The 20,992-nt window shown below is 67.9% G+C and carries 18 protein-coding genes; 8 read left to right on the forward strand and 10 right to left on the reverse strand.

The genetic code is table 11. The annotated features are described in order from the left end of the window. Positions 1 to 66: 66 nt before the first annotated feature. Together C8N44_RS11285 and C8N44_RS11290 are read left to right on the forward strand one after the other, a co-directional pair. The gene (locus C8N44_RS11285) at positions 67 to 1,230 is read left to right on the forward strand and encodes a M20 aminoacylase family protein (protein WP_107976531.1); all 1,164 of its coding nucleotides are present in this window, start codon (positions 67 to 69) and stop codon (positions 1,228 to 1,230) included. Continuing rightward, a complete protein-coding gene (locus C8N44_RS11290) occupies positions 1,227 to 2,165 on the forward strand; it encodes an acetamidase/formamidase family protein (RefSeq protein WP_107976533.1) in 939 nt (312 codons plus the stop codon). The genes C8N44_RS11285 and C8N44_RS11290 overlap by 4 nt, the downstream gene beginning before the upstream one ends. A 348-nt stretch (positions 2,166 to 2,513) precedes the next feature. On the opposite strand, the gene C8N44_RS11295 is transcribed toward C8N44_RS11290, so the two are convergent. The 7 genes from C8N44_RS11295 to chvE form a co-directional block, all read right to left on the reverse strand. Further along, the gene (locus tag C8N44_RS11295; RefSeq protein WP_107976535.1) at positions 2,514 to 4,028 is read right to left on the reverse strand and encodes an aldehyde dehydrogenase (NADP(+)); all 1,515 of its coding nucleotides are present in this window, start codon (positions 4,026 to 4,028) and stop codon (positions 2,514 to 2,516) included. Between the two features lie 15 nt (positions 4,029 to 4,043). Then, positions 4,044 to 4,967 carry a Gfo/Idh/MocA family protein gene (locus tag C8N44_RS11300; protein WP_244641067.1) on the reverse strand — a complete coding sequence of 308 codons (924 nt, stop codon included), beginning with the start codon at positions 4,965 to 4,967 and terminating at the stop codon, positions 4,044 to 4,046. After that, positions 4,954 to 6,696 (reverse strand): L-arabinonate dehydratase, encoded by a 1,743-nt coding sequence (gene araD / locus C8N44_RS11305; protein ID WP_107976539.1) that lies wholly within the window; start codon positions 6,694 to 6,696, stop codon positions 4,954 to 4,956. The genes C8N44_RS11300 and araD overlap by 14 nt, the downstream gene beginning before the upstream one ends. A gap of 7 nt (positions 6,697 to 6,703) precedes the next feature. Continuing rightward, on the reverse strand, positions 6,704 to 7,699 hold the full coding sequence (araD1, locus tag C8N44_RS11310) for an AraD1 family protein (protein WP_107976541.1): 996 nt from the start codon (positions 7,697 to 7,699) through the stop codon (positions 6,704 to 6,706). A 5-nt stretch (positions 7,700 to 7,704) separates the two neighbouring features. Next, complete coding sequence (gene mmsB, locus C8N44_RS11315; RefSeq protein WP_107976543.1) at positions 7,705 to 8,913, reverse strand: multiple monosaccharide ABC transporter permease; 1,209 nt, start codon at positions 8,911 to 8,913, stop codon at positions 7,705 to 7,707. Further along, positions 8,910 to 10,442 carry a multiple monosaccharide ABC transporter ATP-binding protein gene (gene mmsA / locus C8N44_RS11320; protein WP_107976545.1) on the reverse strand — a complete coding sequence of 511 codons (1,533 nt, stop codon included), beginning with the start codon at positions 10,440 to 10,442 and terminating at the stop codon, positions 8,910 to 8,912. The genes mmsB and mmsA overlap by 4 nt, the downstream gene beginning before the upstream one ends. Positions 10,443 to 10,536: 94 nt before the next feature. Further along, positions 10,537 to 11,601, reverse strand: coding sequence for a multiple monosaccharide ABC transporter substrate-binding protein (chvE, locus tag C8N44_RS11325; protein ID WP_107976547.1), 1,065 nt, complete (start codon positions 11,599 to 11,601; stop codon positions 10,537 to 10,539). 162 nt (positions 11,602 to 11,763) lie between these two features. On the opposite strand from chvE, the gene C8N44_RS11330 reads away from it, so the two are divergent. Then, on the forward strand, positions 11,764 to 12,735 hold the full coding sequence (locus tag C8N44_RS11330) for a LysR family transcriptional regulator (RefSeq protein ID WP_107976549.1): 972 nt from the start codon (positions 11,764 to 11,766) through the stop codon (positions 12,733 to 12,735). Between the two features lie 4 nt (positions 12,736 to 12,739). On the opposite strand, the gene C8N44_RS11335 is transcribed toward C8N44_RS11330, so the two are convergent. Genes C8N44_RS11335 through bcoG form a run of 3 tightly spaced genes read right to left on the reverse strand, consistent with a single transcriptional unit; the run spans position 12,740 to position 15,851 of the window. Further along, entirely contained in the window at positions 12,740 to 14,173 is a 1,434-nt protein-coding gene (locus tag C8N44_RS11335) for a carnitine 3-dehydrogenase (RefSeq protein WP_107976551.1), read from the reverse strand. Beyond that, the gene (locus tag C8N44_RS11340; protein ID WP_107976553.1) at positions 14,170 to 14,940 is read right to left on the reverse strand and encodes an SDR family oxidoreductase; all 771 of its coding nucleotides are present in this window, start codon (positions 14,938 to 14,940) and stop codon (positions 14,170 to 14,172) included. Before C8N44_RS11340 ends, C8N44_RS11335 begins: the two co-directional genes overlap by 4 nt. Beyond that, positions 14,937 to 15,851 (reverse strand): 3-dehydrocarnitine:acetyl-CoA trimethylamine transferase BcoG, encoded by a 915-nt coding sequence (gene bcoG / locus C8N44_RS11345; RefSeq protein ID WP_107976555.1) that lies wholly within the window; start codon positions 15,849 to 15,851, stop codon positions 14,937 to 14,939. Before bcoG ends, C8N44_RS11340 begins: the two co-directional genes overlap by 4 nt. Before the next feature lie 213 nt (positions 15,852 to 16,064). Here bcoG and C8N44_RS11350 point away from each other — a divergent pair, with 213 nt between their 5' ends. From C8N44_RS11350 to C8N44_RS11365, 5 genes are all read left to right on the forward strand, one after another. Beyond that, positions 16,065 to 16,412 (forward strand): DUF4186 domain-containing protein, encoded by a 348-nt coding sequence (locus C8N44_RS11350; protein WP_107976557.1) that lies wholly within the window; start codon positions 16,065 to 16,067, stop codon positions 16,410 to 16,412. An 81-nt stretch (positions 16,413 to 16,493) separates the two neighbouring features. Then, positions 16,494 to 17,903: a cardiolipin synthase gene (cls, locus tag C8N44_RS11355; RefSeq protein WP_107976559.1), complete on the forward strand. Its 1,410-nt coding sequence runs from the start codon at positions 16,494 to 16,496 to the stop codon at positions 17,901 to 17,903. Beyond that, positions 17,903 to 18,592 (forward strand): endonuclease/exonuclease/phosphatase family protein, encoded by a 690-nt coding sequence (locus C8N44_RS11360; RefSeq protein ID WP_170121081.1) that lies wholly within the window; start codon positions 17,903 to 17,905, stop codon positions 18,590 to 18,592. The genes cls and C8N44_RS11360 overlap by 1 nt, the downstream gene beginning before the upstream one ends. 169 nt (positions 18,593 to 18,761) lie before the next feature. Then, positions 18,762 to 18,932: a hypothetical protein gene (locus tag C8N44_RS23375; RefSeq protein ID WP_158274044.1), complete on the forward strand. Its 171-nt coding sequence runs from the start codon at positions 18,762 to 18,764 to the stop codon at positions 18,930 to 18,932. A 14-nt stretch (positions 18,933 to 18,946) separates the two neighbouring features. Further along, positions 18,947 to 20,452, forward strand: coding sequence for an amidase (locus tag C8N44_RS11365; protein WP_107976561.1), 1,506 nt, complete (start codon positions 18,947 to 18,949; stop codon positions 20,450 to 20,452). Positions 20,453 to 20,992: the final 540 nt, after the last annotated feature.

Below are 20,992 nucleotides of genomic sequence, written 5' to 3' on the forward strand. Positions count from 1 at the left end.
CCCTCTGGATTTCCTCGCCCGCCCCTCGCAGTATCCGTCCAAACACCGGACACGAAGGAGCCTGTCATGCCTATCCGCAACCGTCTTGCCGAGATGCACGAGGAGATCACCGGGTGGCGCCGGGATCTGCATCGGATGCCGGAGCTGCTTTACGAGACGCACAGGACCGCCGCCTTCGTGGCCGAGAAGCTGCGGGAGTTCGGCTGTGACGAGGTGGTGGAAGGTATCGGGCGCACGGGGGTCGTGGGGCTCATCAAGGGCAGGGCCGAGGGCCGGACGGTGGGGCTTCGGGCGGACATGGACGCGCTGCCGATCCACGAGGCGACCGGCAAGCCCTATGCCTCGGAAACGCCGGGTGTCATGCATGCCTGTGGCCACGACGGGCATACGGCGATGCTGCTGGGGGCTGCCAAGTACCTGGCGGAGAGCCGGAATTTCGCGGGCAGCGTCGCGGTGATCTTTCAGCCCGCCGAGGAGGGCGGTGGCGGTGGCGATGCCATGGTCAAGGACGGCATGATGGAGCGCTTCGACATCGCCGAGGTCTACGGGATGCACAACGCGCCGGGCAAGCCGGTGGGGAGTTTCTCGATCAACCCCGGGCCGATGTACGCGGCGGTGGATACCTTCGACATCACGGTCAAGGGGCGTGGCGGGCACGCGGCGCGGCCGCACGAGTGCATCGACCCGACGCTGGCGGCCTCGGGCATCGTGATGAGCCTGCAGAGCATGGTGTCGCGCAGCGCCGATCCGCTGAAGTCGCTGGTGGTGTCGGTGTGCAGCTTTCGCACGGCGACGGATGCCTACAACGTGATCCCCGAGACGGTGACGCTGCGCGGCACGGTGCGGAGTTTCGATCCGGAGCTGCGCAAGCTGACCGAGGGGCGGATCCGCGAGATCGTGTCGAACGGGGCGGCGGTCTACGGGGCGGAGGCGGTGATCGAGTATCACAACGGCTATCCGGCGACGGTGAACTACGCCGAGGAGGCGGGATTCGCGGCGGAGGCGGCCAAACGGATCACCCCTGAGGTGGAGACGGACAGCCCGCCGCTGATGGCGGGCGAGGATTTCGCCTACATGCTGCTGGCGCGGCGGGGGGCCTATATCCAGGTCGGCAACGGCGGGGGCGCGAGCGTTCACCACCCGGAGTACGATTTCAACGACGAGGCGATCCCGGCGGGCTGTTCCTACTGGGTGGAACTGGTGGAGAGCCGGCTGCCGGTGGGGGCATGAGCGCGTACCTGGCGGCGGGCGCGGAGAGCTGCGCCTGGGGGTTCTTCGACGCGGCGCGGGCCCCGGTGCTGGAGGTGGGCAGCGGCGATGTCGTGGTGATCGACACGGTCTCGGGGGCGCCGGAGGTGCTGCCGCCCGCGGGGTTCCACGTGCCTCCGGAGCTTTACGATGTGCATGCGCGGGCCGAGCGGGCCATGGGCGGGCATATCGTGACGGGGCCGGTGGCGGTGCGCGGGGCGCGGCAGGGGGACGTGCTGCAGGTGGATATCCTCGACGTGGCGCTGCGGCAGGACTGGGGGTACAATGTGATCCGCCCGCTGGCGGGGACGCTGCGCGAGGAGTTCGACGAGGGCCGCTGCGTGACCATTCCGCTGGATGCTGAGGCGGGTGTGGCGCGGCTGTCCTGGGGGCTGGAGCTGCCATTGCGGCCCTTCTTCGGGGTGATGGCCGTGGCGCCGCCTGCGAGCTGGGGGCGCGTGTCGACGATCCAGCCGCGACGGTTCGGCGGCAATCTCGACAACAAGGAGCTGGTGGCGGGCAGTACGCTGTTCCTGCCGGTGCAGGCGGAGGGCGCGCTGTTTTCCTGCGGTGACGGACACGGGGCGCAGGGCGATGGCGAGGTCTGCATCACCGCGATCGAGACGGCGCTGCGCGGGACCTTCCGCCTGACGGTGCGGAGCGATCTGCCTTGGGCGTATCCCAGGGCCGAGACGCCGGGGCACCTGATCACGATGGGGATGCATCCCTCGCTCGACATCTGCGCCGAGATGGCACTGCGGGACATGATCGGCTGGATCGTGGATCTGACGGGGCTGAGCCGGGAGGACGCCTACATGCTCTGTTCTCTGGCGGGGGATCTGCGGGTGACGCAGACGGTGAACGGCAACAAGGGCGTGCACATGATGATGGCCAAGGAGCTGGTGGGGCAGGCGTAGGCCGCTCGCCCGACGGGGCTGACGCCCCTCGTTCCGGGCGGGAGAGCGCGGAGTCCCTGCGCGGGATCAAGGCTGAAGGCCGCCGCGCAATGTCATGCTGGAAGCATGCCTCCGGAATGACCGCGTCCCCACGCGGCGGCGATTTGGTTAAGCTGGGTGCGTCGTGTCGAGGTCTTTTGGACTTGGCTGCCATGAAGCGAGATGATCATCGGTCGGGATCGCCACCACGCGCGGCTGCGATGCGCGGCTCTGCGCTTTTCCCAGTATCATGTGCTTTTAGCCCGACATGAAAACGCCCCCGCAGTGTCCTGCGGGGGCGCGTTTGTTTCAGCGGTGTGGCGAGAAGGCTCAGCCGCGGAGGTCTTCGGGCAGGAGCGCCTCGGGCATGTTCTGGTAGCAGACCGGCCGCAGGAAGCGGCGGATGGCCAGGGTGCCCACGGAGGTTGCGCCGAAGTTGGTCGTGGCGGGGTAGGGGCCGCCGTGGACCATGCTGTCGGCCACCTCGACGCCCGTCGGGAAGCCGTTGACCAGCAGGCGGCCGGCCTTGCGCTCCAGCACGGGAACCAGCGGTTTCGCGGTGTCCACGTCGCTGTCGTCCATCTGCAGGGTGCAGGTGAGTTGGCCGTGGAGTTCTTTCGCGATCTGCATCACCTCGTCGGCGGAGGCGGCGCGGATGACGATGCCGGCGGGGCCGAACATTTCCTCGGAGAGCTCGGGGTGGGCAAGCCAGTCCTTGCCGGAGACCTCGAACATCGCGGGGGCGCCCTGACGGTCGGAGCAGTCCTTGCGCAGGTGCTCCTTGACCGCCGAGACGCTGGCGATGCCCTCGACGCCCTTGCGGTAGCCCGAGGCGACGCCATCGGTGAGCATGGGCTGCGGGCCGACCTCTTCGAGGGCTGCGCGGGCCGCGTCGACGAAGGCATCGGCGCCGTCACCGGGGTGCAGCACCACGATGCCGGGGTTGGTGCAGAACTGGCCCACGCCCATGGTGAGCGAGCCCGCCCATGCGGTGCCGATATCGCCGCCGCGGGCGCCTTGGGCCGCGGGCATGACGAAGACCGGGTTGATCGCGCCGAGTTCCCCGAAGAAGGGGATCGGCTCGGGGCGCGACATGGCCAGATCGAAGAGCGCCTTGCCGCCGCGGAACGAGCCGGTGAAGCCCACCGCGCGGGTCAGCGGATGGGTGACGAGCGCCTCGCCCGCCTCGGTCGTGTTGGACTGGACGAAGCCGAAGGTGCCCTTGGGCATGCCGGTCTTTTCGATGGCGGCGCGGATGGCGTCGGCCACGATCTCGCCCGTTGCCGGGTGGCCGGGGTGGCCCTTGTAGACCACGGGGCAGCCGGCTGCGAGCGCGGAGGCGGTGTCGCCGCCCGCGGTCGAGAAGGCCAGCGGGAAGTTCGAGGCGCCGAAGACGCCCACCGGGCCCATGGGGCGCTCGATCATGCGCAGATCGGGGCGAGGCGCGGGCTGACGGTCGGGCAGGGCCTCGTCATGGCGACGGTCGAGATAGGCGCCGTCGCGGATGTGGCTTGCGAACAGCTTGAGCTGGCCGGTGGTGCGGCCGCGTTCGCCGTTGAGCCGCGCCTCGGGCAGGCCGGTCTCGGAGGTGCCGGCGGCGGTCAGGGCCTCGCCGCGTGCCTCGATCTCGTCCGCGATGGCCTCGAGGAACTTGGCGCGCTCTTCGCGCGAGGTCCAGCCGTAGGTCAGGAAGGCCTCTTCCGCGGCCTTCATGGCGGCGTCGACTTCGGCCTTGCCGCCGCAGTGGACGGTGACGGGGTCCCCGGTCACGGGGGCGGACTGGAAGGTTTCCCCGCCGGCGGTCCATTCGCCTGCAATCAGGTGGCGTCCGGTCAAATCGGTCATGTCATGTCCTTCTGGTCACTCGTTGAACGGCTCGACCACCAGGCGGCGGCCGAGGAGGAACGCATCGGCGACGTGGATCAGCGGGGTCGCATCGACATCGCGCGCGCCCCCCTCGATCAGATCGCCGAAGCGGTGGTAGAGGTCGGGGTACTCGCCCCGACCGTGAACGGTTTGTTCGCTGTCATCAAGGAAGAGGCGCGCGCCGCCCTCGATGAGGCGCAGGGTGCCTGCCGTGGTCTCGACCGCGATCTGCCAGATCTCGCCGCCCTCCTGCCGCCAGTCGAATGCGGCTTCGGCGATGAAGCCGGGCCCGGCAAAGGTGAGGTCGGCGGCGATGGGCGCCGCGCGGTTTTCCGGGAACGACAGTTCCGCGCCGGTGAGGTGCAGGGGGACCTGCACGATCTCGGTCAGGATCGAGAGCGCGTTGATGCCCGGGTCGAAGACGCCGAGGTTGCCGGGCTCCCAGATCCAGTCCTGGCCGGGGTGCCACTTGCGCACGTCTTCCTTCCAGTCGATCCGCAGGGCGGTGATGGTCTTGTCGGCCAGCCAAGCCTTGGCGGCGGCGACGCCTTCGGCATGGCGCGAATGCCAGGTGGCGAAGAGCGTGACGCCCGCCTCCTCGGCCATACGGGCGAGGTCGAGCACCTCGGCCACGGTGGCGCCGGGGGGCTTTTCGAGCATGGTCTGCTTGCCCGCGGCGATGGCCTCGGCCGCCGCTTCGTAGCGCACGGAGGGCGGCATGCAGAGCGAGACCGCCGGGATGTCGGGGCGGGCCGCGATCAGCTCGGACAGGGTCGCGAAGTTTTCCACCCCGTCGAGGCCGCCGGAGCGGCTGACGGTGGCGGCCAGTTCGAACCGCGGGTCGGCGGCGATGGCCGGGATGTGCTGGTCGCGGGCAATCTTGCCCACGCCCATGATGGCGATCTTAGTGGCTGTCACGTGGGACCTCCCGTCCGCGGCATCCTTGCAGGAAGTCGAAGTCGGCCCCGGTATCTGCCCCCTGCACGTGATCGTGGAAGAGCTTGTCATAGCCCGAGGCGGGCGGTTCGGCCGCGGGTTTCCAGTCGGCGAGCCGCTTCTTCAGCTCCTCGTCGGAGATGTCGAGGTGCAGGCGGCGTTCTGCCACGTCGAGTTCGATCATGTCCCCGTTGCGCACCACGGCCAGCGGCCCGCCGACGGCGGCCTCGGGCGAGGTGTGCAGGACCACGGTGCCGTAGGCGGTGCCCGACATGCGCGCGTCCGAGATCCGGACCATGTCGGTGATGCCCTTCTTCAGCACCTTGGGGGGCAGGCCCATGTTGCCGACCTCGGACATGCCGGGGTAGCCCTTGGGGCCGCAGTTCTTGAGAACCATGATGCAGGTCTCGTCGATGTCGAGGGCGTCGTCGGCGATCTTGGCCTTGTAGTCGTCGATGTCCTCGAAGACCACGGCGCGGCCGCGGTGCTTCATCAGCTTTTCCGAGGCGGCGGAGGGTTTCAGCACGGCGCCGTTGGGAGCGAGGTTGCCCTTGAGGACCGCGATGCCGCCCGAGGACGTGAGCGCCTTTTCGACGGGGAGGATGACATCCTCGTTCCAGTTGCGGACGTCCTTGACCTCGTCCCAGACGGTTTCGCCGGAGACCGTGAGCGCGTCCTTGTTCAGCATGCCGCCTTCGCCGAGGCGTTTCAGCACGACGGGCAGGCCGCCGGCGTAGAAGAACTCCTCCATCAGGTACTTGCCCGAGGGCATGAGGTTCACGATGGTCGGCACGTCGCGGCCCAAGCGGTCCCAGTCGTCGAGCGTGAGGTCCACGCCGCAGCGCCCGGCCATGGCCAGCAGGTGCACGACCGCGTTGGTCGAGCCGCCGATGGCGCCGTTGGTGCGGATGGCGTTTTCGAATGCCTGCTTGGTCATCACGTCCGAGGGTTTGAGGTCGTCCTTCACCATCTGAACGATCCGGCGGCCGGAGAGTTGCGCCATGACCCGGCGGCGGGCGTCGACGGCGGGGATCGCGGCGTTGCCCGAGAGCGCCATGCCGAGCGCCTCGGCCATGGAGGCCATGGTGGAGGCGGTGCCCATGGTGTTGCAGGTCCCCGAGGAACGGGACATGGCCTGTTCGGCCTCGAGGAAATCCTCCTGCGTCATCTTCCCGGCCTTGATGTCCTCGGACATCTGCCAGAGCGCGGTGCCGGAGCCCACGCGTTCACCGCGGAACCAGCCGTTGAGCATCGGCCCGCCGGTGACGACAATGGAGGGGATATCGGTCGAGGCCGCGCCCATGAGCAGGCTGGGGGTGGTCTTGTCGCAGCCCACCAGCAGCACGGCGCCGTCGATGGGCTGGGCGCGCATGGTTTCCTCGACCGCCATGGCGGCGAGGTTGCGGTACATCATCGCCGTGGGGCGGAAGGTATTTTCCGAGGCCGAGAAGACGGGCACCTCGAGCGGGAAGCCACCGGCCTCCCAGATGCCGGCCTTCACCTTTTCGGCAAGCTCGCGCAGGTGGCCGTTGCAGGGCGTCAGGTCCGACCAGGTGTTGAGGATGCCGATCACCGGGCGTCCGTCGAAAAGGTCGTGAGGGTAGCCCTGGTTCTTGAGCCAGCCGCGGTGGTAGATGTTGTCCCGCGAGGTGCCGCCGTACCATTCCTGCGAGCGAAGTTTGCGCGGCCATTCTGCCGGTTTGAAAGTCATTGTTACCTCACATCGCGCGGATTTCGGTCCGCGGCTCCGGTTTGGGGCCCGGCTGGAAGGCGAGCGGATTGCGCAGGGGCAGGCCGAAGGGCGCTGCTTCGATCTCGAACACGTCGCCGTCCTGCGGGGAGATGCCCTCGGCGAAGGACAGTGTCGCGGTCCCGAACATGTGCACGTGCACGTCGCCCGGCTGACAGAAGAGCTGATACTTGAAGTGGTGGTGTTCAAGGTTGGCGATGGTGTGGGACATGTTCGCCTCGCCCGAGAGGAAGGGCTTTTCGAAGATCACCTCGTTGCCGCGGCGGATGCGGCTGGTGCCCTCGACGCTGTCGGGCAACTCGCCCACGAGGATCTCGGGGCCGACCGAGCAGGGGCGCAGCTTGGAGTGCGCGAGGTAGAGGTAGTTCTGCCGTTCGGTGACGTGGTCGGAAAACTCGTTGGCCACGGCAAAGCCGACCCGGACGGGGGTGCCGTCGGGGGCGATGACGTAGAGGCCCGCAAGCTCGGGCTCTTCTCCACCGTCCTCGGCGAAGGCGGGGCTTTGCAGGGGCGCGCCGGGGGCCACGAGCGCGTGGCCGGTGCCCTTGTAGAACCATTCGGGCTGGACGCCGGCGTGGCCGTTGGCGGGCTTGCCGCCCTCGATGCCCATGCGGAACATCTTCATCGAGTCGGTCTCGTCCTCGGGCTTGGTGCTGGCGTGCATGGCCGCGCGGGTCGAGGCCGAGCCGAGGTGGGTGAGGCCGGTGCCCGTCAGGTGCAGGTGCGCAGGGTCCGGGTGGGTGAGGGGCGGCAGGAGCCGCCCTTCGGCGTAGAGCCGGTTGAGGTCCACCGCCTCGCCCAGGCCCAGCGAGAGGACGTGGGCCTGAAGGCCCTCGCCGCTCTTGGCGCAGTGCATGGCGAGGTCGTAGAGGCTGGCCTCGGTGCGGACGTCGTAGGCTTCGGTGCCTTCGCGGGCGACGACCTGGGGCCGGCCGCTGTCGGTGCGGTATTGCGAAAGAAGCATCGGGATCAGCCTTTCTGCTTGTTCATGACGTCGAAAATCACTGCGGCGAGGAGGACGAGGCCCTTGATGACCTGCTGCCAGTCGATGCCGATGCCGAGGATCGACATGCCGTTGTTCATCACGCCCATGATGAAGGCGCCGACCACGGCCCCGACCACGGTGCCCACGCCGCCCGACATCGACGCCCCGCCAATGAAGACGGCCGCGATCACGTCGAGCTCGAAGGTGGCGCCGGCCTTGGGCGTGGCGGTGTTGAGGCGGGCGGCGAAGACGAGGCCCGCGAGGGCTGCCAGCATGCCCATGTTGGCGAAGGTGAAGAAGGTCAGGCGCTTGGAGTTGATGCCCGAGAGGGTCGCGGCCTTTTCATTGCCGCCGATGGCGTAGATGCGGCGGCCGACCGTGGTGCGGGCGGTGACGAAGGAGTAGATCGCGATCAGCAGCGCCATGACGATGAAGACGTTGGGCAGTCCGCGGAAATCGGCCATGAGATAGCTCATGTAGATGATCGCCACGAAGATCAGCGCGTTCTTGGCCGCGAAGAAGGCGAAGGGTTCGGCGGGTGCGCCTGTCTTGGCCTGGCTCTGGCGGCTGCGGATGCTCAGGACCAGCAGGCCCACGGCGAGCGCGATGCCGATCAGCAGCGACAGCAGGTTGAAGCCGTCCATGCCGAAGGGATCGGCGAGGAAGCCCGAGGAGATGAGCTGGAACTGCGAGGGGAAGGGGCCGACGGACTGGCCTGCGAGCAGCCAGAGGGTGAGGCCCTTGAAGACCAGCATGCCCGCGAGCGTCACGATGAAGGACGGGATGCGGAAGTAGGCGATCCAGAAGCCCTGCGCCATGCCGATGACGGCGCCCGCGGCGAGGCAGATGATGCCCGCGAGCAGGTAGGGCACGTCCCAGTTGACGATCATCACGGCGGCGAGCGCCCCGATGAAGCCCAGCACCGAGCCCACCGAGAGGTCGATGTGGCCCGCCACGATGACCAGCAGCATGCCGATGGCCATGATGACGATGTAGGAGTTCTGCAGGATCAGGTTGGTCAGGTTGACCGGTTTGAGCAGGATGCCCCCGGTGGCGATCTGGAAGAAGGCCATGATCGCGATGAGGGCAAAGAGGATGCCGTATTCGCGCAGGTGGCCCTTGAGGAAGCGCCAGCTTGCCTTGGCCTGCTCGCCAGCGGGCGCGGAAGCGCCGGTGTTGGTGGTATCGCTCATGTGCGGTCCCCTGACTTGATGATGGTCGACATGATCCGTTCCTGGCTGGCCTCACTGGTGGGCATTTCGCCCACGAAGCGGCCTTCGTTCATGACGTAAAGACGGTCGGTGATGCCCAGCAGCTCGGGCATCTCGGAGGAAATGACGATCACGGCCTTGCCGGATGCGGCGAGGTCACGGATGACGGTGTAGATCTCGAACTTGGCGCCCACGTCGATGCCGCGGGTGGGCTCGTCGAGGATCAGGATGTCGGGATCGGCGAAGAGCCATTTCGACAGCACCACCTTCTGCTGGTTGCCGCCCGAGAGGTTCACCGTCTCCTGCTCGATGGAGCTGGACTTGATGTTGAGACGCTTGCGGTAGCGTTCGGCGACCTCGGCCTCGCGCGACTTGTTCACGACGAGCCCGTCGGCCACGGCGTCGAGCTTGGCCAGCGGCACGTTGCGCCGGATGGTCTGGTCAAGCACGAGGCCGTAGGTCTTGCGGTCCTCGGTGACATAGGCGAGGCCGGCGTTGATCGCGCGGCGGACGCTCGAGAGGTCGACGGGCTGGCCGTTGATGCTGGCCTCGCCCGAGATGTCGCGACCGTAGCTGCGGCCGAAGAGGCTCATGGCGAGTTCGGTCCGGCCCGCGCCCATGAGGCCCGCGATGCCCAGCACCTCGCCCCGCTTGACGTGGAAGCTGACGTTCTCGACCACCTTGCGTTCGGGGTGCAGTGGGTGGTGGACGGTCCAGTTGGCGACTTCCATCGCCACGTCGTCCTTGGTGTGGTCCACCTTGGGCGGGTAGCGGTCGTCGAGCGAGCGGCCCACCATGTCGCGGATGATGTCGTCTTCGCTGATGCCGCCCTTGCAGTCGAGCCGGGCCACGGTGGAGCCGTCGCGCAGTACGGTGATCGTGTCGGCGACGCGCGAAATCTCGTTGAGCTTGTGCGAGATGAGGATGGAGGTCATCCCCTTCTTCTTGAACTCGAGCAGGAGGTCGAGAAGCTTTTCGCTGTCCTGTTCGTTGAGCGAGGAGGTCGGCTCGTCCAGGATCATCAGGCGCACGTCCTTGGACAGCGCCTTGGCGATCTCGACCAGCTGCTGCTTGCCGAGGCCGAGGTCGTCGACGACGGTCCGCGGGGTTTCCTTCAGGCCGACGCGTTCGATCAGCTCGGCCGCGCGGCGTTCGGTTTCGCGCCAGTCGATGATGCCGCCGTTGGCGCGTTCGTTGCCCAGGAAGATGTTCTCGGCGATCGACAGCAGCGGGATCAGCGCGAGTTCCTGGTGGATGATGATGATGCCGACGTCTTCGCTGTCGGTGATGCCGCGAAAGGCCTTCACGTCGCCGTCGTAGACGATGTCGCCCTCGTAGCTGCCGTGGGCGTAGACGCCCGACAGGACTTTCATCAGGGTCGACTTGCCGGCGCCGTTCTCACCGACGAGGGCGTGGATCTCGCCTTCCTCGACCTTCATGTTGACGTTGTCGAGCGCCTTCACGCCGGGAAATGTCTTGGTGATCCCGCGCATCTCGAGAAGGGTGGCCATCTCTCGTGCCTCCGGTAAGCGTGGATTTTGGGTGGGCCCGGCGTGTGGCGACCGGGCCCGGTGCGCGCGCCGCGAGGGGCGCGCGCGGGGAGGCTCAGTTGATCTGGTCTTCGGTGTAGTAGCCGCTCTCGATCAGCACCTCTTCCCAGTTCTCTTCCGTCACCGGCTGGGGTTCGAGAAGGTAGGAGGGGACGACCTTGACGCCGTTGTCGTAGGTCTCGGTGTCGTTGATCTCGGGCTCGCCGCCCTGCAGGAGTGCGTCGACCATGCCCACGGCCACGTCGGCAAGCTTGCGGGTGTCCTTGAAGATGGTCGAGTACTGGTCGCCGCGCAGGATGGCCTTGACCGAGGGGATCTCGGCGTCCTGGCCGGTGACGATGGGCATGGGCATGTCGCCCGAGCCGTAGCCGACGCCGCGCAGCGACGAGATGATGCCGATGGACAGGCCGTCGTAGGGCGAGAGCACGCCGTGGATGGTCTTGTCGGTGTAGTTGGCCGAGAGCAGGTTATCCATGCGGGCCTGGGCGACGGAGCCGTCCCAGCGTAGGGTGCCGACGGTGTCCATGCCCATCTGGCCCGAGACGATCTCGATGCTGCCGTCCTCGATCAGCGGGTCGAGCACCGACATGGCGCCATCGTAGAAGAAGTAGGCGTTGTTGTCGTCGGGGCTGCCGCCGAAGAGTTCGACGTTCCACGTCTCGGCGTCGGGGAAGCGTTCCTCGAGGCCCTCGACGAGGGTGGTGGCCTGCTGCACGCCGACCTGGAAGTTGTCGAAGGTGGCGTAGTAGCTCACGTCGCCGGAATCGCGGATCAGGCGGTCGTAGGCGACGACGGGAACATCCATCGCGGCGGCGTTGGCCAGCGCGTTGGTGAGCGTGGTGCCGTCGATGGCCGCGATCACGAGGGCGTCGACGCCCTTGGTGATCATGTTCTCGATCTGCGCCAGCTGGTTGGGGATGTCGTCTTCGGCGTACTGGAGATCGGTTTCGTAGCCGGCATCCTGGAACTGCTGCACCATGTTCTCGCCGTCGGCGATCCAGCGGGCCGAGGACTTGGTCGGCATGGCGATGCCGATGGTGCCCTTGTCCTGGGCGTATGCGGGCAGTGCGACAAGCGCAGCGAGAGCGGTCGCGCCGAGGGCGCGTCTGGTGAATTTCATGCTGTCCTCCCTTCGCGGCGGACCTGTGTGTCCGCCTTTGAGGCCCCGCTCGAGGGGGCGTCTCCTACGCCCGCCCGGCAGGACGTGCGCACTGTTGTCAGCTCGGGGTATATCGGTCAAATTCGGAAAATGGTTTGCAATATACCAAAGTGAGCATAACGCATGTCGGATAAGGCCGATTACCGCACCAGCAACGCCCTTGTCCGCAAGGGGCTGAAGTTTTCGCAGTTGCGGCTGCTGGTGGCGCTGCGTGACCTTGGCCAGATCGGGGCCGCCGCCCATCAGGTGGGGCTGACGCAGCCCGCCGCCTCGCGTCTGATGGCGCAGCTCGAGGAGCTGTCGGGCGTGGCGCTTTACACCCGTCACGCGCGCGGCGTGGTGCTGACCGAGGCCGGGCGGGTGCTGGCGCAGCAGGCGGCGAGCACGCTGCAGGGGCTGGACCTTGCCAACGAGCGGATCGGGCAACTGGTGCGGGGCGCAAGGGGCCTGGTGCGCGTGGGGTCGGTGACCGGCCCTTCGCTGGAGCTGCTTCTGCCGGTGCTGCGCGAGGCGCGTCTTGCCTACCCGGAGATCGAACTGGCGGTGGAGGTCGGCACCTCGGACCGGTTGTCGGATCTGCTGCTGAACCGCGAGCTGGATTTCTACATCGGGCGCATCCCCGAGCGCGCCGACGCGGGGGTCTACGAACTCGACGTGATCGGGCCGGAGCCGATCTCGCTTGTGGTGCGGCTTGGGCATCCGCTGGTGCGGCAGGACCGCCTGCAGCTTCGCGATTGCCTGGACTACGACTGGGTGACGCAGCCGCCGGGCGGGCTGCTGCGGCGGACGGCCGAGACCTTTATCCTCAAGCAGGGGCTGCCGCTGCCCAAGCGGGTTCTGGGCACCTCGTCCACGCTGTTCACGCTGGCGATGCTGAACGAGACCAATGCCATCGCGCCGCTGGCGCGGGCGGTGGCGGACTTTTTCATCGCGCGGGGGGCGCTGGGCAGCCGGCTGGCGCGGCTGCCGGTGGCCGAGGACATGCAGGTGGGGGATTTCGGGCTGGTGCGCCGCGCGGGCGAGGCAGTGAGCCCGGCGACGGAACGGCTGCTGGAGATGCTGCGCGGCCGGGTCGCGGCCGCGCAGAAGCAGTGATCGGTCAGCGGGCGCCGATGGCCTTGCCGGCCTGATCGGGGCGGGGCAGGGCGGCGTGCGCCTCGGCAAAGGCCAGCAGCGCCTCGGCCACGTCGGGCGCGGGTGGGCAGGAGCGGCGGGTGGTGAGGTCGACGTGGAGCAGGAAGGTTTCCATGGTCGCCGCGACCTCGCCGTCCTTGGTGATGCGGTGGAAGAGGTGCATCTTCTTGCCCTCGCCCTGGAGCACCTGCGTGGTGACCACCAGTTCCTCGCCCGCGAGCACCTCGCCCAGGTAGCAGAGGTGGTTTTCGACGGTGAAGTAGGACAGGCCGCCCGCGATGTAGGTGGGTCCCGCGCCGACCATCTCCATGAAGCTGTCGGTCGCCTGCGCGCCGATCTCGAGGTAATGCGCCTCGTTCATGTGGCCGTTGTAGTCGGTCCAGCTTTGCGGGACGTCGCGGCGGACGGTTTCGACCGGGGCGGGTTCGGGCGTGGGCATGGCCTTGGGCAGGCTCGCCTCGTGATCGGCGATGACCTTGCCCGCGGCGGAGCCTGTCTTGCGCAGGGCGCGCATCATGCCGACGAGGTTATCGTCGCGGATGCGTTCGAGATCGCGGATGGAGTGCTGGCCCGACTGGGCGTCGGACTGGCCCGCGATCAGGTCGACAAGCTCGGGCGTGTAGTCGGGCACGTCCATGAGCTTGGTCCAGGGCCATTCCAGCGCGGGGCCGAACTGGTCGAGGAAGTGGCGCATGCCCGCCTCGCCCCCGGCGATGCGGTAGGTCTCGAAGATGCCCATCTGCGCCCAGCGGAGGCCGAAGCCCATGCGGATGGCCTCGTCGATTTCCTCGGTGGTGGCGACGCCGTCGCTGACCAGCCAGAGGCATTCGCGCCAGACGGCTTCCAGCAGGCGGTCGGCGATGTGGGCATCGATCTCCTTGCGGGCGGTGAGGGGATACATGCCTATGGCGCGCAGGATTTCCGACGCCGTGGTGCAGGTGCCCGCGTCGCCCACGAGTTCCACCAGCGGCAGCAGGTAGACCGGGTTGAAGGGGTGGGCCACGATGGCGCGCGCGCCCTCTGCCGTCAGTTCGGAGGGTTTGAAGCCCGAGGTGGAGGAGCCGACGACGGCGCTTGCCGGGGCGGCTGCGGTGATCTCGGCCAGCACCCGGTGCTTGAGGTCGAGCCGTTCGGGCACGCTTTCCTGCACCCAGTCGGCGCCTTCCACGGCATCGGCGAGCGCGTCGTGGAAGGTGAGGCTGCCCTCGGGGGGCAGGGCTCGGTCGTAGAGGCCGGGCAGGGCGCGCCGGGCGCCGTCGATGACTTCGCCGATCTTGCGCTGTGCTTGCGGGTCGGGGTCGAAGACCGCCACGTCCCAGCCGTTGAGCAGGAAGCGTGCGGCCCAGCCGCCGCCGATGACGCCGCCGCCGACGACGGCGGCCTTGCGTGTCTTGGTCATGGCACCAGTGTCTCCGTATGGCCGTCTATGGAAAGCGCCTGCCCACTGATCTTGCGGGCGGCGGGGGAGGCGAGAAAGAGCGCGGCGTCGGCCACTTCGTCCGCGGTGACCCAGCTGCGGAGCGAGACGCCCTTGACGTAGCGGGTCCGGATCTCGTCGTGGGTCGCGCCGGTGGCCTCGGCCTCGGCGGCGACGACGCGGTCCATGCGGGGGCCTTCGACCGCGGCGGGGCAGAGCGCGTTGACGCGCACGCCGTGGGGGCCGAGCTCCATCGCGAGGGTCTTCATCAGGCCGATGACGCCCCACTTGGAGGTCGCGTAGGGGCTGCGGCCCGGGTAGCCGAAGAGGCCCGCGTTGGAGGAGGTGAGCAGCAGGAGGCCGGAGCCCTGCGCCTTCATCACGCGCGCGGCCCAGCGGCAGGTGAGGAAGGCGCCGAGGAGGTTCACCTCGAGACAGGCGCGCCAGGCGTCGAAATTGAGCGTCTCGATCGGGCCCGCGGGGCCGCCGGTGCCTGCGTTCGAGCAGACCACGTCGGCGCCGTGCCATTCGCGTTCCACGCGGTCGAGGAAGGCGCCCATCTCGGTGTCGTTGGCGGCGTCGGCCTTTTCGACGATGGCGTCGGGCATCTCCTCGCGCAGGGCGGCGAGGGCGGTGTCGTCCACGTCGCAGACCGCGATCCTCGCGCCCTCGGCGGCGAAGCGGCGGGCGAGGACAAGCCCGATCCCCGCCGCGCCGCCGGTGATGACAACACGTTGACGGTCGCTCACGACTTGGGCGCCCGCTTGGTGAGGCCCAGCTTTTCGCGCACCTGCTGGGGGCCGATGACCTTGGCGCCGAGGTTCTCGACGATGGTCACGGCCTTTTCCACGAGCTGCGCGTTGGTGGCGAGCACGCCCTTTTCGAGCATCAGGTTGTCCTCGAGACCGACACGGACGTGGCCACCGGCGAGCGTGGCCGCGCCGACGTAGGGCATCTGGTCCCGACCGAGCGAGAAGGCGGACCATGTCCAGTCCTCGGGGATGTTGTTGACCATCGCCATGAAGGTGTTGAGGTCGTTCGGCGCGCCCCAGGGGACGCCCATGCAGAGCTGCACGAGGGCGGGGGCGTCGAGCACGCCGTCCTTGACCAGCTGCTTGGCGAGCCAGAGGTGGCCGGTGTCGAATGCCTCAATCTCGGGCTTCACGCCGAGGTGGGTGATCATGCGACCCATCGCCTCGAGCATGCCGGGCGTGTTGGTCATCACGTAGTCGGCCTCGGCGAAGTTCATGGTGCCGCAGTCGAGGGTGCAGATCTCGGGGAGGCATTCGGCGATGTGTTCGACACGCGCGGCGGCGCCGATCATGTCGGTGCCCTCTTCGTTCAGCGGCAGGGGCGCCTCGGAGGGGCCGAAGACGAGATCGCCACCCATGCCGGTGGTCAGGTTCAGGACCGCGTCGACCTCGGATTCGCGGATGCGCTCGGTTACCTCGCGGTAGAGCTTCAGGTCACGCGAGGGGGCGCCGGTTTCGGGGTCGCGGACGTGGCAGTGCACGATGGCGGCCCCGGCGCGGGCGGCGTCGATGGCGCTTTCGGCGATTTCCTTGGGGCTGCGCGGGACGTGGGGGCTGCGGTCCTGGGTGGAGCCGGATCCGGTCACGGCACAGGTGATGAAGACCTCGCGGGTCGGGTTCAACGGCATGTCGACGTTCCTCTGTTGTTGCGGGGCGCGCGCGCGTCGCCCCGGATTTGGCTGCAACAAAGACCAGCGGCGATGGAACCACAAGGTCCTGCCCCGGGAAACGCCGGGACAGGGCGGTGGCGCTGAGCCAATGCGCGCGGGGTCCGGCGCTGGACGTGGGGTCCGGGCCCGCCGCCCCTTTGAATCCGGGGCGCGCGGGCCTATCGGTGCGGGATGGATGACGACCTGTTTCAGCGACTTGCCCGCTCGCGCTTTCGCAGCCGGTTCCGGCTCGGGGTGAAGGAGCAGGACTATCTGGCGGCGAAAGGGCGCGAGGTGATCGCCTCGCATGCTGCGGATTTCGTGGCACAGAGGCTGGCGCCCGCGGCGCCCCGGAACGATGGCAAGCAGACGCCGATGCGCGGGCATCCCGCATTTATCGCCCAGCATGCGACGGCGACCTGCTGCCGGTCCTGCCTTGCCAAATGGCACGGCATTCCGGCGGGCCGGGAGATGAGTCCCGAGGAACAGGTCCGCGTCGTTCGGGTGATCATGACGTGGGTCGATCGGCAAAGCCGGTGAGGCGCATGCGCCCTTGCAGAGCCCGCCGCATTCGCGACACTCTGCGGTCGACTGGAAGGAAACCGCTCACGTGACGACCCGATGAATATCCTCTGGACTGCGGGAACAGGTCTTCTTGCCATCGGCATCGTGGCGTTCTGCATCTGGCGGGCGCTGGGAACCGTGCGGACGCCGCAGGGGGCGGCCGCTTGGGTCATCTTCCTGCTGAGCGCGCCATGGTTCGCGGTTCCGGCCTATGCGGTCTTCGGCGGCCACCGGATCCGCAGCTACACCCGCTCGCGGCAACGCAGCCGGGCGTTGACCTCAGAGCAGAAGAAGAGCGCGCGCTACTGCCCGCCGGACTCCGGGGCGGCGGCGCGGCTCGCGGTCTTCGAGCGGATCGTGAACCTGCCGGTGGTGGGCGGCAACTCCGGGGAGCTGCTGATCGACGGCGAGGCCAGTTTCGCCGCCATGTTCGAAGCCATTGACGGCGCCCGACACACCGTCTGCGTTCAGTTCTACACCATCGTTGACGACGCGACCGGGCAGGCCTTTGCCGAGCGGCTGATCGCGGCGGCCCGGCGGGGGGTGGCCGTCCGGCTGCTGTTCGACGGGGTGGGGAGCTACGGGCTGTCCCGGGCCTACCGCGGTCGGCTTTCCGAGGCGGGGATCCAGGTGGTCGAGCCGCGCGGGGCGCGCGGGCCGACTTCGCGGCTGAACATCAATTTCAGGAATCATCGCAAGACCCTTGTGGTCGACGGGGTGACCGGCTTCGTGGGCGGGCACAACGTCTCGGACACCTACGTCGGGCGCAATCCGCGGTACGGACACTGGCGGGACACGCATCTGCGGCTGCAGGGGCCGATCGTGGCGCAGCTTCAGCTGATCTTCACCGAGGACTGGCACTGGGGCACCGGCGAGCTTCTGACGCAGGAGCTGAACTGGGATCCGGGCACGCACGAGGATGACATGACGGCGGTGCTGCTGCCGACCGGGCCCGCCGACGCGATGGAGACGGGCACGCAGACCTTCTTTGCGACGATCACCGCGGCGCGGAAGCGGCTCTGGATCGCGTCGCCCTATTTCGTGCCCGACGCCAGCATCCAGTCCGCCCTGAGCAACGCGGCCCTCAAGGGGGTCGACGTGCGGGTGATCCTCACGGGGACCGTCGATCACTACCTTCCCTGGCTTGCCGCGCATGCCTTCTTCGACGAGATCCGGTCGGATGGCGTGCAGATCTACCATTACAAGGCGGGCTTCATGCACCAGAAGATCGTTTTGTGCGACGAGGATGTCGCCCTGGTCGGCACCGCGAATTGCGATGTCAGGTCGTTTCGCCTGAACTTCGAGACCATGGCGGCCTTTGCCGATACGCGGTTCGCCGGGGCGGTCGCGCGGATGCTCGAAGACGATCTCGCCGTCTCGGAGCGGTACGAGACGCCGCTGGAAGAGGAGCCCTTGTGGATTCGGACCGGCGCCAAGCTTGCGCGGTTGCTGGCGCCGGTGCTGTGATGCGGTTGCGAGTGGCGAGCTACAACATGCGCAAGGCGCTGGGCATCGACCGGCGGCGGAGCCCGGAGCGGATCCTGTCGGTGATCAACGCGATCGGGGCTGATGTCGTGCTTCTGCAGGAGGCCGATCTGCGGCTCGGGCCGCGCCGGGCGGCGCTGCCCCGTTCGCTGGTCGAGCGCGAAAGCGACTATGTCGTTGCCGATCTTGCCCGCAACGAGGTGAGCCTTGGCTGGCACGGCAACGCGGTGCTGGTGCGCGAGGGGCTTGCGATCACGGCGACCGAGCATTTCGATCTGCCGGGCCTCGAGCCGCGCGGGGCGGTCATGGTGGGCGTCGAGGGGATGCACATCGTGGGCACGCATCTCGGGTTGATCCGGCGTTGGCGGCAGTTGCAGATGACGGCGATCCTCGAACACCTGGGCGCGCGCATCGAGACCTGCCTGGTGGGCGGGGACTTCAACGAATGGTCGCGGCGGGCGGGGTTCGATCCCTGGCTGGAGGAGTTGACCCTGGTCACGCCGGGGCCGAGCTTTCACAGCGCCCGGCCCGTCGCGCGGCTCGACAGGTTCGCGCATGGCCCGCGCTTGAGCCTGCCCGAAACGGGTGTCGTGCACCATGGCGCCGCGCTGCGGGCCTCGGACCACCTGCCGGTCTGGTGCGAGGCGACGCTGCGGCCGCCGGAGGCGTGACGGCGGGCGCAGGGCGGTCCTGCGCGTGGCCGAAGCGGCCGCGATGCCTGCGGGGGAGGCGCCGCGCGTTGCGCTTCACAGCTTTGGCCTCGCATCTCTCTCACCGCAATTGAACATCGTACAATTGGTCGCTACGACTGGTCGCCGATCCAGATTGCAGCGCCCGCCCATGTTCGATGCCTCCTTGTTTCCCATCCTCGTGCCTATGCTTGCGGCGGGCATGGCCACGGGCCGTCGGTCGGGCCTGGTCGAGATCGGACGGGGCTTCCCTCCGCTGCCAGCCTTTGTCCTGTTCCTTATCCTCGCTGCGATCAAGATGCAGCGCACGGCCCTCTTCTGAAGGAGACGTTTCTCTTGGCCCAGACCATCCCCACCGATCCCGCCGACCTTGGCGCCGCCCCGGCGCGTCGCCTGATTGCCCGCAAGGCGCTCTCCGCCAGCGAACTGGCCGAGGCCTGCATCGCGCGGGTCGAGACGGTGGACCATGCGGTAAATGCCCTTGTCGCGCGCGACTTCGACGGGCTGCGCAGGGGCGCGAAAGCCGCCGATGACGCCGTGGCGTCGGGGGACGAGCTTGGGCCTTTGCACGGGCTTCCCTTCGGTGTGAAGGACATGATCGACGTGGCGGGCCTGCCGACCACCTTCGGGTCGGAACTCTTCCGCGACAACATCGCCACCAAAGACGACGCCATCGTCGCCGCCATGCGTGCGGCAGGGGCACTGCCCATGGGCAAGACCAACAACCCCGAATGGAGCGCGGGCGGCAATACCCGCAACCGGGTCTACGGCGCGACGGCGAACCCGCACGATCTGACGCGCAGCTGCGCGGGCTCCTCGGGCGGTTCGGCGGCGGGGCTGTCGGCGGGGTATTTCCCGCTGGCCACGGGGTCGGACACCGGCGGGTCGCTGCGCAACCCGGCGGCCTTCTGTGGTGTCGTGGGCTACCGGCCCTCGCCGGGGGTGGTGCCGGGCAACACGCGCGGCATCGGGTATTTCCCGCTCTCGACTTCGGGCCCGATGGGGCGCACCGTCGAGGACACCGCGCTGATGCTGTTGGTGCTGGCGCGTCCCGACATGCGCGACCCCTATACCGCCGTGGTGGACGGCCGCACCGCCTGGGATCCGGCCCGCTTTGCACGGCTGCCGCGGCGCGACCTGAGCGCGCTGCGGGTGGCCTTCACCGAAGACTACGGGTTTGCTCCGACCGAGGGGATCGTGCGCGATCACTTCCGCCGCATCGTGCCCCAGCTGGCGCCGCTTTTCGCAAGCGGGGAGGAGGGCACACCCGACTGCAGCGACGCCGACCGGATCTTCTCGGTGCTGCGCGGAATCCTCTTCGTGGGCCAGCACGGCAAGCATCTGGATGACCACCCCGAGCAGGTGGGCCCCAACGTGACCGAGAACGTCCACGAGGGCCGCAGCTTCAGCCCCGACGATATCGCCGAGGCCCTGTCGATGCAGGGCGCCTTTCACCAGCGCTGGCAGACCTGGTTCGAGACGCATGACTTCGTGATCTCGCCCGCCGTCACGATCAGCCCGCGCGACTGGCACGAGCTTTACCCGACCGAGATCGACGGGGTAGCGACCAAGAGCTACTACCACTGGCTGGCGATGGCCTATGCCTCGACCATCGCGGGGCATCCGTCGATCACCATTCCCTGCGGGACCGACGCCAACGGTATGCCCTTCGGGCTGCAGATTGTCGGGCGCCGTTACGACGACCTGGGCGTGCTGGCGGTGGCCGCCGAACTGGAAGCGGTGATCGCCGGCATCTCGGACCTCGCGCCGCGCGGACCGGACATCGCCGCCCTCAAGGCCGCGGGTCCCCTGTCGGAGGCCGAGGGCTTCCTGAGCCTGTGAGGCTTGCCGGGAGTTGAGGAATGGAAGCGCCGGTCCCTGGGGTCCGGCGTTTTCGTTTGGCGGGCCGGAGGGGCCGAAGCTGCGGTGTTCCGTGTGTCACGACCGTTGCAGGTGACTTTTGCAGTTGTAGTGAAGGTCGGCTTGGAGTCCTCACAGGATACTCAAATTCGAGTTACTCCGGAGGATGGTGCGCCATTCCACGTTGTTTTGAAACCGATAGTCTCTTAGTGGGCGATAAATTAGTTCAAATGGGCATTCAGTTGGAACACAATATTACGTTCGCCAGATTGACCGCGGTGGACCCGGCCGAGCTCAGAGCTCACATGTCCGATCCACGTGTCGCAGAGCATATGCCCCTTCTGACCTTCGAATGGGATGAAGACGCGACCGCGAAATTTGTCGCCGACAAGGAGTCCTGCTGGGACAGGGATGGGCTCGGCCACTGGGCTTTGATGCTGTAACCGCCCCCCGACGGCATCGCTGTGCCAAGGTGGGATCGCAACAATCCTTAATGGGAGGCGGTCATGTCAAAGATTACCA

Source organism: Allosediminivita pacifica (assembly GCF_003054175.1).
Classification (GTDB): Bacteria; Pseudomonadota; Alphaproteobacteria; order Rhodobacterales; family Rhodobacteraceae; genus Allosediminivita; species Allosediminivita pacifica.

Coding starts and splice junctions, on each gene's coding strand:
- araD1 (WP_107976541.1), bottom strand. CDS start 7,699: ATGCTTCTTTCGCAATACCGCACCGACAGCGGCCGGCCCCAGGTCGTC.
- chvE (WP_107976547.1), bottom strand. CDS start 11,601: ATGAAATTCACCAGACGCGCCCTCGGCGCGACCGCTCTCGCTGCGCTT.
- mmsB (WP_107976543.1), bottom strand. CDS start 8,913: ATGAGCGATACCACCAACACCGGCGCTTCCGCGCCCGCTGGCGAGCAG.
- bcoG (WP_107976555.1), bottom strand. CDS start 15,851: ATGCCGTTGAACCCGACCCGCGAGGTCTTCATCACCTGTGCCGTGACC.
- mmsA (WP_107976545.1), bottom strand. CDS start 10,442: ATGGCCACCCTTCTCGAGATGCGCGGGATCACCAAGACATTTCCCGGC.
- araD (WP_107976539.1), bottom strand. CDS start 6,696: ATGACTTTCAAACCGGCAGAATGGCCGCGCAAACTTCGCTCGCAGGAA.
- C8N44_RS11350 (WP_107976557.1), top strand. CDS start 16,065: ATGGATGACGACCTGTTTCAGCGACTTGCCCGCTCGCGCTTTCGCAGC.
- cls (WP_107976559.1), top strand. CDS start 16,494: ATGAATATCCTCTGGACTGCGGGAACAGGTCTTCTTGCCATCGGCATC.
- C8N44_RS11335 (WP_107976551.1), bottom strand. CDS start 14,173: ATGACCAAGACACGCAAGGCCGCCGTCGTCGGCGGCGGCGTCATCGGC.
- C8N44_RS11295 (WP_107976535.1), bottom strand. CDS start 4,028: ATGACCGATTTGACCGGACGCCACCTGATTGCAGGCGAATGGACCGCC.
- C8N44_RS11330 (WP_107976549.1), top strand. CDS start 11,764: ATGTCGGATAAGGCCGATTACCGCACCAGCAACGCCCTTGTCCGCAAG.
- C8N44_RS23375 (WP_158274044.1), top strand. CDS start 18,762: ATGTTCGATGCCTCCTTGTTTCCCATCCTCGTGCCTATGCTTGCGGCG.
- C8N44_RS11290 (WP_107976533.1), top strand. CDS start 1,227: ATGAGCGCGTACCTGGCGGCGGGCGCGGAGAGCTGCGCCTGGGGGTTC.
- C8N44_RS11360 (WP_170121081.1), top strand. CDS start 17,903: ATGCGGTTGCGAGTGGCGAGCTACAACATGCGCAAGGCGCTGGGCATC.
- C8N44_RS11285 (WP_107976531.1), top strand. CDS start 67: ATGCCTATCCGCAACCGTCTTGCCGAGATGCACGAGGAGATCACCGGG.